Here is a 12,627-nt window from a genome sequence, read left to right as displayed (position 1 = left end):
GCGAGATCATGCGATTCTGCGTCTGCTCGAGCAGAGGCCGTCACTAGGCGTCGAACTCGATGGGCAGGCTCAGCGGGCCGCTCAGGCTGACCATCGGCTTCCAGGGCACCGGTCCGGCGATCCGCGGGTTCGGTAGCCGGCTAGCGAGGACGTTGAGCGCCTCGGCGATCTCGCGGCGGGCCAGGTTGGCGCCCAGGCAGTAGTGCGCGCCGCCGCCGAACGTCAAGATCGGCGGCGCACCGGCGCGCGTGATGTCGACGCGGTCCGGCTCGTTGTAGACCGCCGGATCACGGTTGGCCGCAGCGGTATTCACCAGGACCATGGTGCCGGCGGGGAAGAGGTAGCCGTCCAGCTCCGCGTCCCGGGCCACCAGCCGCAGGGTGCCGCCCGCGATCGGCGAGTGGCGCATCGTCTCCTCCACCGCCGGCATCGCCAGCTCGGGGTGCTCCTTGAGCAGCGCCCACTGCTCCGGGTGCTCGCACAGGACCTGCACCGATGCGGCCACCTGGTTGCGCGTGGTGTCCGTGCCCGCGAGTAGCAGGCCGCCGGCCAGCATGCGCAGTTCGGCGGCGTTGAGGCGGTCGCCGTCATCCTCGGCGCGAATGAGGTCGGACAGCAGGTCGTCGGTGAGGCTGTTGCGGCGCCGGGCGACCATGTCGTCGACGTAGTCGTCGAGCTCCCGCCACGCGCGCATCACGACGGGTTCGACCTCGCGGACATCGACCGTGAAGGTGAAGGCCTTGAACACGTCGTCGGCCCATAACGAAAACTGTTGCCAATCCGCGCGAGGTGCTCCGAGCAACGCGCAGATGATCGGGACGGGGTAGGGGCGCGCGAGGTCGGCGACCACGTCGCAGCGGCCCGCGTCGATGACCTTATCGACCAGCTCGTTCATCACCGCGACCATGGTGTCGTGCAGGCGCAGCGTCGCGCGGGGCGTGAACGCCTTGGATGTCAGGCTGCGCAGCCGTTGGTGCGCGTCGCCCTCCAGGCACAGCAGGCTGTTGACCACCTTGTCCCACAACGGGCCCGAGGTGATGCCCTGGGCGAGCAGGTTTATGCCGGGCGGGATCTGGAAGCGCGGGTCCCGAAGGACGGACCGGACGAGGTGGTAGGACAGCACCTCGGGCCCGAACGGTCCCAGCGCGACCGGGGCCTGTCGCTGCGCCGCTTGCAGCCGCGGATACACGTCGGCGGGAGTTTCCTCGGCGCCATACTCGAGCGTCGGCAGGTCAGCATCGAAAACGCTTGGGGGAGCGGCACCGACGGTCATGACGGTCTCCTCGCGACGACTTTGTCACAATGTATGGCCACGCCGGAAGACTGTCAACGATATCTGGTTGCCCACCATTGACTTTGCCGCGAGGCCGCAGGCCCCCACGCGGTGGACCGCCATACATCGATGCGTTCCGTGTATTGCCGTGAGGGAGCCTAGCGGTCTTCTAGGACGTTGATCTGTCGCACCACCCGACCGCGCCTCAGGTAGGTGGTCTGCACCACCACGTAGTCGAGAGATGCACCGGCCGCGCTCGTTCGGTGGTGCAGCCGCGCCCGGCGCACGAACGACCCGGGCGCCGTCTCGTCCAAGGACAAGTTCTCGATGGTGTTCTCGTCGTAACGATCGAAGACCGCGCGCCAGAAGTCGAACACGGCGTCGCGGCCCCGCAGCACGTCTCCGGAGTACAGCGGCGGCGGCGGTCCATACTCGACGTCCTCGGCGAACAGCCCGAATACCGCCTCCAGGTCACCGCGATTGAAGGCGTCGCGGGCCCGTTCGAACGCGCCCCGCAGCACGCGCCGACGCGCCGAGACGGGAAGCCGACCCACGGCCATGACGGCGAGCGCGGCCAGCGCGGGCGCTCTCACCTCCACGCTGTCCGCAAGCGGGCGCCGCAACATGGCCACCGGAACCTACCCCTGTTTCGCGCCGCGAGCCAGCTGGCCGCCGATCAGCACCAAAGCGAACACGCCGCCGGTGATTCCCGAAATGAGCAATGGCAGTTGCCCGTTCGAGCCCCACAGCAAGCCCGCCCACAATCCTGCCACCAGCACGGCCAGGCCGGTGGCGCCCTGGAACACGCCCTGGGCGCTCGCCTGATGCTCCTGGCCGACCAGGCCCGAGATCCAGGCCTTCCCGACGCCGTCGGTGCACCCGGTGAACACGCCGTAGGCGCCGATCAGCAGCCAGGCCGTCACCAGGTCGGTGGTCAGGCCCAGCCCGGTGTAGCCGATCGCGAAGAATGCCAGACCGAGGCCGAACAAGGCCGGCTTGCCGATGCGGTCCGCGAGCGCTCCGGCCGGGTAGCTAGCCAGCGCGTACACCAAGTTGTATCCGACATAGGCCAGAATCACCTCGATCACCGAGAAGCCGATCTCGTTGAGGCGCAACAACAACAAGGCGTCCGGGAAATTCACCAAGCTGAAGCCGACGAGCAGCGCGGCGACCCGCCAGTACGGCCGCGGCAACGTGCGCACACCGGCCCACATGGACCGCCGTTGCGGCCGCGCGGCGGGACGGCTGCGCTCGCGCGCGAGGAAGACGAGGGCCACGCTGAGGACGGCGGGCACGATGGCGACGTACAGCAACGGCGGGATCCGGTGGTCGAGCAGCTCGTAGCCCACCAGCCCGAGCAGCGGACCGACGACGGCGCCCAGGGTGTCCATCGCGCGGTGGAAGCCGAACACCCGGCCGCGCGCTGCTTCGGCCACCTCGTCGACCAGCAGCGCGTCGCGCGGCGCGCCGCGAATGCCCTTGCCGAGCCGGTCGACGACGCGACCCGCGAGCACACCCGGCCACGCCCCGGCCACCGCGATGATGATCTTGCCGAGCGCCGCCATCCCGTAACCGGCGGCGATCAGCGGGCGCCGCGCGAACCTGTCGCCGAGCGGGCCGGCCGCGAGTTTCGTGAGCGACGACGCCCCCTCGGCCACCCCCTCGACGGCTCCCACCACGGACGGCGGCGCGCCGAGCACGGCCGTCAGATAGATCGGCAACAGCGGATACAGCAGTTCGCTGGCGGTGTCCTGCAGGAACGAGACCCCGGAGAGTACCCGGACGTTGCGGGTGAGCCAGGACGGCCACGAGCGTTTGGGTCGGGTCGCTTCCTGTCTCACGGTGGTCAGCGTAGGGGAGGCGCTCAGTCCTTTCCGCGCAACCGCACCATCCGGGTCGTCGAGCTCTCGTCCAGCTCGACGACGTCGGACCGCGACCGCAGGAAGTCACTGAATGACTTGAAACCCAAAGACTTCTCGCTGAACGACGGGTCCATCCGCTTCATCTGCGCCTTGACGGCCGAGTTGTGCAGCCAGTCGACGTCCTCTTTCTCCAGCCCGATCTGCAGCGCGCGCATCAGCAGCGCGGTGGCGGCGGCCTGCGGATCGGGTGCCTCGTCCGGTTCCTCGCGCTTGTCCGCCTTGGTGCGGCCGCTCGCCTTCTTCGGTTTATCCGGCTCGGGCTCGAACACCGGAACACCGGGCAGCGCGTCGTAGATGACGAACTCGTCGCAGGCGGCCGCCAGCGCCCGGCTCGACGAGCCGGCGACCCCGATGCCGACCGCGTACCGGCCGAGCCGCTTACAACGCTGCGCCAGCGGGATGTAGTCGGAGTCGCCGGCCACGATCACCACGTGGGTCAGATCCGGCAGCCGGAACATGTCCTCGACCGCGTCCACGGCCAGCCGGATGTCGGCGCCGTTCTTGCCGTAGGCCGCCGCCGGGAACAGCTGGACCAGGTCGACCGCGCGGGCCACCAGCTGTCCGCGGTACCCGGCGTTGACGTCGGCCGACCAGTCCGCGTAGGCGCGGGTGAGCACCAGCGTCCCGAACGACGACGCGAAGTCGATGATCGCCCCGACGTCGACGGTGGCCCGGGCCAGCCGTTCGGGATCGAGCCCGCCGGCCTTGTCCCGCTGGAACGAATTGCGCCCGTTCACCTGGTCGTACCGCGAGATCACGATGTTGTCGAAATCGAGGTAGACCGCCACGCGGGTCATCGCCGGTTCGGTCATGGCACCCATCTTGTCCGATGGCGGGATCCGAATAACAGCCCCTTGCCGAAGCCTTACATTCGCACCCACTGCCACGCGACGTCTAACCGTTCGCGGTCATAGGTCCGCAACTCTCCGCCCATCAGCAGCGAAGCAGCGACATTGACGCACCATTGCTCCCACCGTGGCGCGCCGACTACCGCGACCTTGTCGAAGTCGTTGCGATGCTTGACATCAAAGACGGTGTTGGCCCACGCGGCGCGCAGGTCCCATCCGCGGAAAGGTTCATCCAGCAGGAACAGCACTTTCAAGGTGCCGAAACGGTCGAGCAACGTTCGCACCGCGGGCGCCAGTGTCTCGCGGTAGTCGAGCACGGTGAGTTTTCCCGTCGCGCACAGGCCCAGCACGTTGCCCTCGCTTTCGCGCATCACTTCGATCATCGGTTCGGTCCTGGGGTATAGGGCGCGAACAGCGCGTCGGCGACGGAGTCGAGTCCGGTTGGGGCGTCGATGATTACGACGAACGCGTCCGGGTGTTCCTCGGTGGCGAAGCGCAGGAAGGCGCAACATTGCCGTTCGCGGCGGACGAACTCCCGCACCTGGGCGGTGGCAGCAGGGCGGTACCTCAGTCGCATCCGGCGGCCGTCGCGGGCGTAGCCCTTCAGTGCCGCCTCGTTGAGCTCTCGGATCCACGCGATCCGGGCAGTGTGTCCGTCGACCGTGAGCGTGCAGACGAATTGCACCGGTTCCACTTCTGCGGTCATGACTTTAGCGTCGTACCTCAAGTGGGTTGAGGGTCAAGGGCGAGAGCGGGAGCATGGGGATATGGCTCTCAAAATCAGCGAGCTCGCCGACAGAACGGGAACGACCGCCCCGGCGATCCGCTACTACGAGGAGATCGGTCTGCTGCCCAACCCGAGGCGGGTGGGTGGTCAGCGCCGCTATGACGGCGACGACGTGCGGCGGCTGACCTTCGTCCGGCGCTGCCGCGACTTCGGCTTCCCGGTCGAGCAGGTTCGAGTTCTCGTCGCGCTGGCTCAGGACGATGCCCGCTCCTGCCTAGAGGCCCGTGACTTGGCCGAGACCCACCTGGCGACGGTACACGCGAAGCTGGCGGAGCTGCACGCACTGGAAAGCAGCATCGTCCGGCTGATTGAGGCCGCGAAGACCGACTGCGCGGGCGGGCCCGGACCGGAATGCGTTGTGCTGGAAAGTTTTTACCGCGCCGACTAGGCTGTGCCGCCAGCCAGGAGCCGACATCGCCGGACCCGCCCTGACCGGACGGCTGTTCACGGCCGGTCGACCGCAAGAATTTCGCAAGAATTCAGTGAAAATCCGGCAAGCGGTGTGCGGGAACCTGAGCGCATGTACGCCACCGGCATGCTGAAATGGGTTGTCGCGAGCGCCGTGCTCGCAGGCGGGTTCGCGACGGTTGGTGCGGGGCCGGCCGCTGCGACCGCCCGTGCCGACGAGGACCACTGCTCGTCGAGGACGGGCTGCTACCACGGTCCCGGGATGCGCTGGTGTCCGGGCGACTATGTGTGGCCCGGTTTGCGGGCCACCGGGTGGGACCTGAACGTCTGCCACGTCTATCACGAGCAGTGTCCCCCCGGGTATTACGGCGGTTGCCCCGACAACATCGTCGAGGGGCCTCCGCCGCCCCCGCCGCCGCCGGTCTTCCGCACCCGCGAAGAGTGCGAGCGGGTGCTCGGATTCATCTGCGCGTTCGCGCCGTAGTAACACGAAATGTGGTGTTTTCCAATGAGAATCATGGCGACCGTCGAAGCTGTGCTGGTGGCCGGAGCGCTGCTGGCGACCATGAGCCCGGCGCTAGCCGCGGCCACGCCGCCACCGGCGCTGGGCCACGTTTACCCGCTGCAGCCGCCCCCTCCACCCGACCCCAGGGCGGAGGCCGAAGAGCTGCGGCGCCAGATCGCCGACCTGGACGCCAACTGGGAGAACCTCACCCCGCAGCAGCGAAACGAGCGGATAGCGGGACTACAGCAGCAGGTCACCAAAGTGGACATGGACACCCGCAATCTGCCCGAGGACCAAAAGCCGGGGGTGGAAGCGGAACTGTTGCCGTCAATTCTCCATCTGGGTGATCTCCTCAGAAAGGCTCAGGGCCCCAATCAGCCGTGCTACTTCCCCTTCTGCCTGCCCGGGCTGTAGCCGTCGCGCGCGCCGAGGTTGGTGGCCCCGGTGATGATCGCCCGATCGATCTGGCGAAGCGCGTGCACCGCGGTGAGCAACGGCCGGGCGTCGGCGCCGAGCTCGGCGCCCGCGCCGTCGTGATGCCGGGCCGCGGTCTCGGCGACGTCGAGATCGTCGGTCGCGGAGTTGACGATCACGCCCTCGGCGCCGTCGATCACGGCGCGCAGTGCGTCGATGTTGCTTCGGGTCCGCGCCGCCGCTGCCATGAAATCCGTTGCCAGGCCTTCTAATCCGATCGGATCCTGGTACTGCTCGGCGCTGCGCGCCAGGCTCCGCCCGTAACGATCGCAGGCGGCGAATATCCGCAGGGCGCGCCGGATGCTGCGACGGCCGGCGAACCCCCCGACCCCCGCCAGCAGCGGCTTGGCGCTGACCCGGAATTGCTGCAGCGCCCGGTCGAGCATGCGCGCCTGCTCGGTCGGGCTCACCGCCTCGTCCCCGCCGAACATCGTCGCCGTGGAGATCTCGATCAGCGCGGACAGGTCGGTCAAGAAGGCGCGGCTGTCGGTGCGGATGGTCGTCCGGGTGTGGGTGGGCAGCACCAGGATCGCCACGGCCACGCCGATGACGGCCCCGATCGCGGTCTCTTCGATCCGCAGCATCAGCACGCCGAAGGAGAATTGGCCCAGCAGGCCATACAGCAGTGCCAGCGTCGTGGTGATCCAGAAGGTCATCAGGCTGTACGTGACGGTCATGAAATAGAACGCGCAGAACAGGCAGACGAAGATCGCGACCAGCGAGGCGGTCGCGTCTCCGGCGAAAAGCGTGGCGACCAGCATGCCGCAGGGCACGCCCAGCAAAGTGCCGAGCAGCCGCTGCCAGCCCTTCGTCAGCGTTTCGCCCCAGGAGTTGGTGCCCGCGAACAGCACGAACGCTGCGATCACCGCCCAGTACCAGCGGGCCGGTGACACCAGCTCACCGGTGAGTATCGCCAGCGACGCGGCGACCGACACCTGGATGGCCTGCCGGGTGGTCGGCCGCAGGCCCCGCTCGGAGGCGTCGGGGGCCGGGGCCGGCGCACTCGCGGGTGGCGGCGCAGGCGCCCTGCCCGCGGCGGCGCCTTCGACGATGGCCCGGACCTCCGCCGTCGCCCTGGCGGCGTTGATGATCGCCAGCGCCAGCCGCTGCACGGCCGGGTCCTCAGCCGCGTCGGCCTGCTCGTCGAGGATCCGCTGCGCCTGGCTCGCGGCCCGGCCGAGCCCGCCGGCCTGTGGCGTGCGGATCGCCCGCGCCAGCTGCGCCAGCGCCCCGACCAATTCGAGGCGGGTGCGGGTGGGGATGTCGGCGGAGAGGGCCGCCCGTCGACCCGCGGTGGCGACCCATTCGATTGCCAGCTCGGCGTCGAACAGCCAGGGGGCCAGTTGTTCGCTGGTGACCCCGGGCCACAGCACGGCGGGATCGGCCTTGTCCTCGATCTGGCCCTGCACCATCAGGGCCGTCTCGTTGAGCCGGATGGTGCGGGCGCGCATCCGGCGGCGGCGCCGTTCGTCGAAGCGGCCGGTGCGCACGGCGTCGGCGGTGGTGTCGACCACGATCGCCATCCGCGCCCGCAACGCGCGAACGGTGGCGCGCAGCACGCCTTCGGGCCGATCGGGGAAGACGCAGGCGCTCATGACGAACGTGCACAGCGTCCCGACCACGACCGCCCCGATCAACCAGGGCAACTCCGAAATGCTCGCTCGCAGATACAGAGTGAAGAAGTAGGACATGAACGCGACCATGCCCAATGCCCGCCCGCGGGGCCCGAAGCGCCGAACGTACACGGCGGCGAAGACGACGCCCACGAACGCGGCGTCGCTGGCGACGGGGTGCGGCGCCAGCAGTACCGCCATGGTGATGGACACCGTGGCGGGCAGCGGCAGCAGCGCCATCGTGACCCGCTGTCGTCGGGGGTCGGGCTCGTTGACGGACCGCGCCGCGACCATGGTGATGACGACGCCGAGCAGGGCCACCGTCAGGGGCTGCCCCGCCGCCCGGGTCACCACGTACATGATCAGCAGCGAACAGCTCAGTGCGGCGGTGGTGCGCGTCGCCATTCGGAGCCGCAGCAGGCCGGGATCCGACCCGATCCACCAGTCCCGGGCCCTTTCGTAGAGAACAGTTATGGGGTCCCCCCTCCTGCCGGCGCGACATCACATGGCTACCCGAACCGCGCCGGGCCGCCCAGGCTAGTCTTCGACGTCGTGACAGCGCCTACGCGGGCAACGCTGGCCGACGGCCGGGATCTGCTGTTCTTCGCGCTGCCCGGCCACCGCCCGGCGCCGGTCGAGGACCGCAGGCCGTTGCCGCCGCGCGCCCCGGACTCCTCGCAGCTGCGGTTCGACCGGTCGACGGGGCAATGGGTGATCGTCGCGGCGTTGCGCCAGGACCGCACCTACAAGCCGCCGGCCGACCAGTGCCCGCTGTGTCCGGGACCGACCGGCCTGACCAGCGAGGTGCCCGCCCCGGACTACGACGTCGTGGTTTTCGAAAACCGGTTCCCGAGCCTGTCCGGCGGCGGGCGGCCCGTCGGTGCGCCCGACGGGGACGGCTTCGTGTCGGCACCGGGCAGCGGCCGCTGCGAGGTGATCTGCTTTTCCAGTGACCACACCGGGTCGTTCGCGCAGCTGGAACCCGCGCACGCCCGGCTGGTCGTCGAGGCGTGGCGGCACCGCACGGCGGACTTGCTGGCCGCGCCGGGCATCGAGCAGGTGTTCTGTTTCGAAAACCGCGGCGAGGAAATCGGGGTGACGCTTACCCACCCGCACGGTCAGATCTACGGCTACCCGTTCCTGACGCCGCGAACCGCCGGCATGCTGGCGCAGGCGGGCGAGCATCGAATGCGCCACGGCTCCAACCTCTTTGCCGACCTGCTGGCGCGCGAGGTCGCCGACGGCTCTCGCATCGTCGCGCGCACCGAGCGGTTCACGGCGTTCGTGCCGTTCGCGGCGCGCTGGCCGGTCGAGGTGCACATCTACCCGAACAGGTTCGTGCACAACCTCGTCGAGCTCGGCGAGGACGAGTTAAACGCGTTCGCGCTCATCTACCTCGACGTGCTGGGGCGGTTCGACCGGATGTATTCGGGTCCCCTGCCCTACATTTCGGCGCTGCACCAGTACGCCGGCACCGACGCCCAGGCCGACGGCTACTTTCACGTCGAGCTGATGTCGATCCGGCGCAGCGCGACCAAGCTCAAGTATTTGGCCGCCTCCGAATCGGCGATGGACGCATTCATCAGCGACGTCACGCCCGAGGCCGTGGCCGCGCGGCTGCGGGAGCTCCGATGACCGTCCGCTACGCCGCGCCCGGGCGGGTCAACCTGATCGGGGAGCACACCGACTACAACCTCGGGTTCGCGCTGCCGATCGCGCTGCCGCAGCGCACCGTGGTGACGTTCGCGCCCGACCGTACCGATGCGATCACCGTGCACAGCCTGCGCGCGCAGGGCGCGGTGCGGTTTCCGCTCGACACCGTCCCCGGCCAGGTGGAGGGCTGGGCCGCCTACGTCGCCGGGGTGGTGTGGGCGTTGCGTCAAACCGGCCAACCGATACCCGGCGGCACGATGTCGATCACCAGCGAGGTGGAGATGGGATCGGGCCTGTCCTCCTCGGCGGCACTGGAATGCGCGGTCCTGGGCGCGCTCGCGGCGGCCGCGGGTATGCGCATCGACGAAAAAGAGCAGGCGCGGCTGGCCCAGCGCGCCGAGAACGATTATGTTGGCGCCCCAACGGGTTTGCTCGACCAGCTGGCCTCGCTGTTCGGGGAACCGTCGACGGCGCTGTTGATCGACTTTCGCGACCTCACCGTCACGCCGGTGGCCTTCGAACCGGAAGCGTCCGGGGTCACCCTGCTGCTGATCGACTCCAGGGCGCGGCACTCTCACGCCGGCGGCGAATACGCCGCCCGGCGCAAATCGTGCGAGCGCGCGGCCGCCGACCTGCGGGCGTCGTCGTTGCGTGAAGTCTGGGACCGGGGGCGCGCGGAGTTGGACGCCGTCGGCAACCCGATCGACGCCCGGCGCGCGCGCCACGTCCTCACCGAGAACGGCAGGGTGCTCGATTTCGTTGCGGCATTGAGCGATTCGGACTTCGTCGAAGCCGGCCACATCCTGACCTCATCGCACGTCTCCATGCGCGACGACTTTCAAATCACCACCGAACACATCGATCTGATCGCCGATACCGCGGTGCGCGCCGGTGCCTTGGGCGCCCGGATGACCGGCGGCGGATTCGGCGGCTGCGTGATCGCGTTGGTGCCGGATCGCCGGGCGGACGCGGTCGCCGATGCGGTGCGACGGACGACGCTCGCGGCGGGTCACCCGCGGCCGATCATCACCCGAACCCGCGCGGGCGCGGGCGCGGGGCTCGAGGAAGGCCCATGACGCAGCCCCTCGCGTCGGCCAGATGCGCACCCCGTGATCGGCGCCGTCAACGGCCCGGCGTTCACCGGCGGTCTCGAGTACGGTAGAAATCGCTGCTACCATCTTCCTACCTTAGTAGTATCGAGGCGTGAAACTCAGCGTGAGCCTCTCGGAGGAAGACGTTGCGGTGCTCGACGCCTACGTGCAAGAGGCTGGGCTGCCTTCTCGTTCGGCGGGGGTGCAGCGCGCGGTCCAGCTGCTGCGCTATCCCGCTCTCGAGGACGACTACGAGCAGGCCTGGGGCGAATGGTCCAGCGACGACCAAGGCGAGTGGGAATCCACCAGCGGAGATGGCATCGACGATGAGGCGAGGTGAAATCTGGCAAGTCGACCTCGATCCAGTCCGCGGCAGTGAGGCGAACAAGAAGCGGCCTGCCGTCATCGTCAGCAACGATCGGGCGAACGCCACGGCTTCGCGCCTCGGTCGCGGGGTGGTCACTGTCGTACCGGTGAGCGGCAATGTCGACAAGGTCTACCCGTTTCAGGTGCGATTGGCGGCGCCCGCCAGTGGGCTCACTCTCGATTCGAAGGCCCAAGCCGAACAGGTCAGATCCGTTGCGACACAACGACTGATCCATCGAATCGGTCGAATCTCCCCGCGTGAACTCATCGATCTCGACAATGCGCTGAGGCTTCACCTTGGTCTTGACGTTCCCCGCGGCCCCTGACGAACCGCAATCCTTAGCCGGCCGGCGTGAACTTGACGGCGCCGAGGTGCATCCGGTCGACGGCTTCGGCGAACTCCTCGCGGCTCGGAATCCGCTGGTCGCGGAACTTCAGTCCGATCATTCGCTGCGCGCGCTGCACGCCGTAGGACTCCGCGCAGCGGTGGAAAAGGTCGGAGACGATGGTGCGGTCGCGGATGAGCTCGCCGCGCATGGCCGTCGTCTTGCCGTCGTAGACGACGCTGGCCGCCGCGCCGTCGCGGAAGTTCTGTTTCCACGGGGCGCCGGTCAGCGCGTACAGATCATGGTCGATCACGTGGGCGCTCACGGGAATTGTGAACGGCCGCCCCGTCTTTCGCCCGGTGAAGCTCAACACCATCAGCTGCTTGCGTGCCGGTCCGGCGAGCGGGGTGCGGAGCAGGAACCCGAGCACCGGGTTGACGAGACGCAGTAGTGCCGACGGCGGATGTCCGGCGTCTATCGCATGCGACTGTTCTGGCATGCCAACACCGTAAGGCCAATCGGGCGCCGCGGCGTAGCGAGTTCACCGCCGCGGCGCCCCGAAAGGCGGCCGACGATCAGGGGGTGATGGTCGTTTGGTCGTCGATGATGTTGGCGGCGTCCATCAACGGCGCCTCATCGGCCTGCAGCGCGTCGGCGTTGAGCTGCAGCACGAACACCGCGCCCTGGCTGGGAATCACCACCGTCTTCTGCGCGACGGCCCGGGTCTTGCCGTCCTTCTGGTACGAGCCCTTGATCTGCCAGGCCTGAAAACCCCCGAGCGTCGAGGCCCGGCCGTTGCCGGTGCCCTGATAGCCGGGCAGTCCCAGTACCTCGTTGGGGGCGTATTGGATGATCTTCGCCGGGTCGACGTCACCGGTCAGTTTCGAGTAGAGCGCCGAGATGGTGGGGGGATCGGACGGATTGGACGGCTGCGCCAAGACGATGCCGCCATAGGACGTGCCGGCGTTCTGGTTGAGCTGCCAGCCCGCGGGCACCGGCAGGTCGACGTTGGGTCCTGGATCGCCGTGGTGCACCGGGGTCTCCGTGATGTGGCTGTCCCGGATGTAGTCGGCGATCGTCGGGCCGCCCTGCGCGGTCGGCGTCGCGGAGGTTGTCGACGTGGACGTCGACGTGGACGTCGAGGTGGATGTCGATGTCGACGGTGCTGACTTGTTGCCGGAGCCGCACGCCACGAGCGCCAGACTCAGCGCCACGGTAACCGTTGCTGCGGTCAAGTGTTTCATCAATCAAATCTCCCCAACCTAGGGCCGGCACCAGCGCCGGCCACGCGGAATGAGACTAGCCGACGAGGGTGGCAAACGTTGCTAGCGGATTTTCCGAACTCCCGGCATCGCCGAAAT

General features: G+C 68.6%; 16 protein-coding genes. 7 read left to right on the top strand and 9 right to left on the bottom strand.

What is annotated here, in order from left to right; all coding sequences use genetic code 11:
• Nucleotides 1-43 precede the first annotated feature (43 nt).
• From AC5Y5E_RS04930 to AC5Y5E_RS04905, 6 genes are all read right to left on the bottom strand, one after another.
• Nucleotides 44-1,273 (bottom strand): cytochrome P450, encoded by a 1,230-nt coding sequence (locus AC5Y5E_RS04930; protein ID WP_499901805.1) that lies wholly within the window; start codon nt 1,271-1,273, stop codon nt 44-46.
• Nucleotides 1,274-1,431: 158 nt separating this feature from the next.
• On the bottom strand, nt 1,432-1,899 hold the full coding sequence (locus AC5Y5E_RS04925) for a nuclear transport factor 2 family protein (RefSeq protein WP_499901804.1): 468 nt from the start codon (nt 1,897-1,899) through the stop codon (nt 1,432-1,434).
• A 12-nt stretch (nt 1,900-1,911) separates the two neighbouring features.
• Nucleotides 1,912-3,114, bottom strand: coding sequence for an MFS transporter (locus AC5Y5E_RS04920; RefSeq protein WP_499901803.1), 1,203 nt, complete (start codon nt 3,112-3,114; stop codon nt 1,912-1,914).
• Nucleotides 3,115-3,137: 23 nt separating this feature from the next.
• A complete protein-coding gene (locus tag AC5Y5E_RS04915) occupies nt 3,138-4,007 on the bottom strand; it encodes an NYN domain-containing protein (RefSeq protein ID WP_499901802.1) in 870 nt (289 codons plus the stop codon).
• 53 nt (nt 4,008-4,060) lie between these two features.
• Entirely contained in the window at nt 4,061-4,426 is a 366-nt protein-coding gene (locus tag AC5Y5E_RS04910; RefSeq protein WP_499901801.1) for a SpoIIAA family protein, read from the bottom strand.
• Entirely contained in the window at nt 4,423-4,749 is a 327-nt protein-coding gene (locus AC5Y5E_RS04905) for a hypothetical protein (protein ID WP_499901800.1), read from the bottom strand. Before AC5Y5E_RS04905 ends, AC5Y5E_RS04910 begins: the two co-directional genes overlap by 4 nt.
• Nucleotides 4,750-4,810: 61 nt before the next feature.
• Between AC5Y5E_RS04905 and AC5Y5E_RS04900 the strand changes: the two genes are divergently transcribed.
• The 3 genes from AC5Y5E_RS04900 to AC5Y5E_RS04890 all read left to right on the top strand — a co-directional run bounded on the left by AC5Y5E_RS04900 (nt 4,811) and on the right by AC5Y5E_RS04890 (nt 6,157).
• Nucleotides 4,811-5,218, top strand: a complete 408-nt coding sequence (locus AC5Y5E_RS04900) for a MerR family transcriptional regulator (RefSeq protein WP_499901799.1) — start codon at nt 4,811-4,813, stop codon at nt 5,216-5,218.
• A gap of 132 nt (nt 5,219-5,350) precedes the next feature.
• Nucleotides 5,351-5,722: a hypothetical protein gene (locus AC5Y5E_RS04895; RefSeq protein WP_499901798.1), complete on the top strand. Its 372-nt coding sequence runs from the start codon at nt 5,351-5,353 to the stop codon at nt 5,720-5,722.
• Nucleotides 5,723-5,755: 33 nt separating this feature from the next.
• Nucleotides 5,756-6,157: a hypothetical protein gene (locus tag AC5Y5E_RS04890; protein WP_499901797.1), complete on the top strand. Its 402-nt coding sequence runs from the start codon at nt 5,756-5,758 to the stop codon at nt 6,155-6,157.
• Here AC5Y5E_RS04890 and AC5Y5E_RS04885 read toward each other — a convergent pair.
• Complete coding sequence (locus tag AC5Y5E_RS04885; RefSeq protein ID WP_499901796.1) at nt 6,127-8,235, bottom strand: FUSC family protein; 2,109 nt, start codon at nt 8,233-8,235, stop codon at nt 6,127-6,129. The genes AC5Y5E_RS04890 and AC5Y5E_RS04885 overlap by 31 nt on opposite strands.
• 147 nt (nt 8,236-8,382) lie before the next feature.
• Between AC5Y5E_RS04885 and galT the strand changes: the two genes are divergently transcribed.
• The 4 genes from galT (at nt 8,383) to AC5Y5E_RS04865 (ending at nt 11,266) form a co-directional block, all read left to right on the top strand.
• On the top strand, nt 8,383-9,465 hold the full coding sequence (gene galT / locus AC5Y5E_RS04880) for a galactose-1-phosphate uridylyltransferase (RefSeq protein WP_499901795.1): 1,083 nt from the start codon (nt 8,383-8,385) through the stop codon (nt 9,463-9,465).
• Entirely contained in the window at nt 9,462-10,559 is a 1,098-nt protein-coding gene (locus tag AC5Y5E_RS04875) for a galactokinase (protein ID WP_499901794.1), read from the top strand. The genes galT and AC5Y5E_RS04875 overlap by 4 nt, the downstream gene beginning before the upstream one ends.
• A gap of 127 nt (nt 10,560-10,686) precedes the next feature.
• On the top strand, nt 10,687-10,914 hold the full coding sequence (locus AC5Y5E_RS04870) for a ribbon-helix-helix domain-containing protein (RefSeq protein ID WP_499901793.1): 228 nt from the start codon (nt 10,687-10,689) through the stop codon (nt 10,912-10,914).
• Nucleotides 10,901-11,266 (top strand): type II toxin-antitoxin system PemK/MazF family toxin, encoded by a 366-nt coding sequence (locus AC5Y5E_RS04865; protein ID WP_499901884.1) that lies wholly within the window; start codon nt 10,901-10,903, stop codon nt 11,264-11,266. Before AC5Y5E_RS04870 ends, AC5Y5E_RS04865 begins: the two co-directional genes overlap by 14 nt.
• 13 nt (nt 11,267-11,279) lie before the next feature.
• On the opposite strand, the gene AC5Y5E_RS04860 is transcribed toward AC5Y5E_RS04865, so the two are convergent.
• A complete protein-coding gene (locus AC5Y5E_RS04860; protein WP_499901792.1) occupies nt 11,280-11,765 on the bottom strand; it encodes a hypothetical protein in 486 nt (161 codons plus the stop codon).
• Between the two features lie 76 nt (nt 11,766-11,841).
• Nucleotides 11,842-12,510, bottom strand: coding sequence for an envelope biogenesis lipoprotein LpqN (lpqN, locus tag AC5Y5E_RS04855; protein ID WP_499901791.1), 669 nt, complete (start codon nt 12,508-12,510; stop codon nt 11,842-11,844).
• Nucleotides 12,511-12,627 lie beyond the last annotated feature (117 nt).

The organism is Mycobacterium sp. NGS54, assembly GCF_059812465.1.
The sequence above is the reverse complement of the archived record's forward strand: the minus strand, read 5'-3'. Positions and strand labels throughout refer to the sequence as shown.

Coding starts and splice junctions, on each gene's coding strand:
- AC5Y5E_RS04930 (WP_499901805.1), bottom strand. CDS start 1,273: ATGACCGTCGGTGCCGCTCCCCCAAGCGTTTTCGATGCTGACCTGCCG.
- AC5Y5E_RS04925 (WP_499901804.1), bottom strand. CDS start 1,899: ATGTTGCGGCGCCCGCTTGCGGACAGCGTGGAGGTGAGAGCGCCCGCG.
- AC5Y5E_RS04915 (WP_499901802.1), bottom strand. CDS start 4,007: ATGACCGAACCGGCGATGACCCGCGTGGCGGTCTACCTCGATTTCGAC.
- AC5Y5E_RS04910 (WP_499901801.1), bottom strand. CDS start 4,426: ATGATCGAAGTGATGCGCGAAAGCGAGGGCAACGTGCTGGGCCTGTGC.
- AC5Y5E_RS04905 (WP_499901800.1), bottom strand. CDS start 4,749: ATGACCGCAGAAGTGGAACCGGTGCAATTCGTCTGCACGCTCACGGTC.
- AC5Y5E_RS04900 (WP_499901799.1), top strand. CDS start 4,811: ATGGCTCTCAAAATCAGCGAGCTCGCCGACAGAACGGGAACGACCGCC.
- AC5Y5E_RS04895 (WP_499901798.1), top strand. CDS start 5,351: ATGTACGCCACCGGCATGCTGAAATGGGTTGTCGCGAGCGCCGTGCTC.
- AC5Y5E_RS04890 (WP_499901797.1), top strand. CDS start 5,756: ATGGCGACCGTCGAAGCTGTGCTGGTGGCCGGAGCGCTGCTGGCGACC.
- AC5Y5E_RS04885 (WP_499901796.1), bottom strand. CDS start 8,235: ATGGCGACGCGCACCACCGCCGCACTGAGCTGTTCGCTGCTGATCATG.
- AC5Y5E_RS04875 (WP_499901794.1), top strand. CDS start 9,462: ATGACCGTCCGCTACGCCGCGCCCGGGCGGGTCAACCTGATCGGGGAG.
- AC5Y5E_RS04865 (WP_499901884.1), top strand. CDS start 10,901: ATGAGGCGAGGTGAAATCTGGCAAGTCGACCTCGATCCAGTCCGCGGC.
- AC5Y5E_RS04860 (WP_499901792.1), bottom strand. CDS start 11,765: ATGCCAGAACAGTCGCATGCGATAGACGCCGGACATCCGCCGTCGGCA.
- lpqN (WP_499901791.1), bottom strand. CDS start 12,510: ATGAAACACTTGACCGCAGCAACGGTTACCGTGGCGCTGAGTCTGGCG.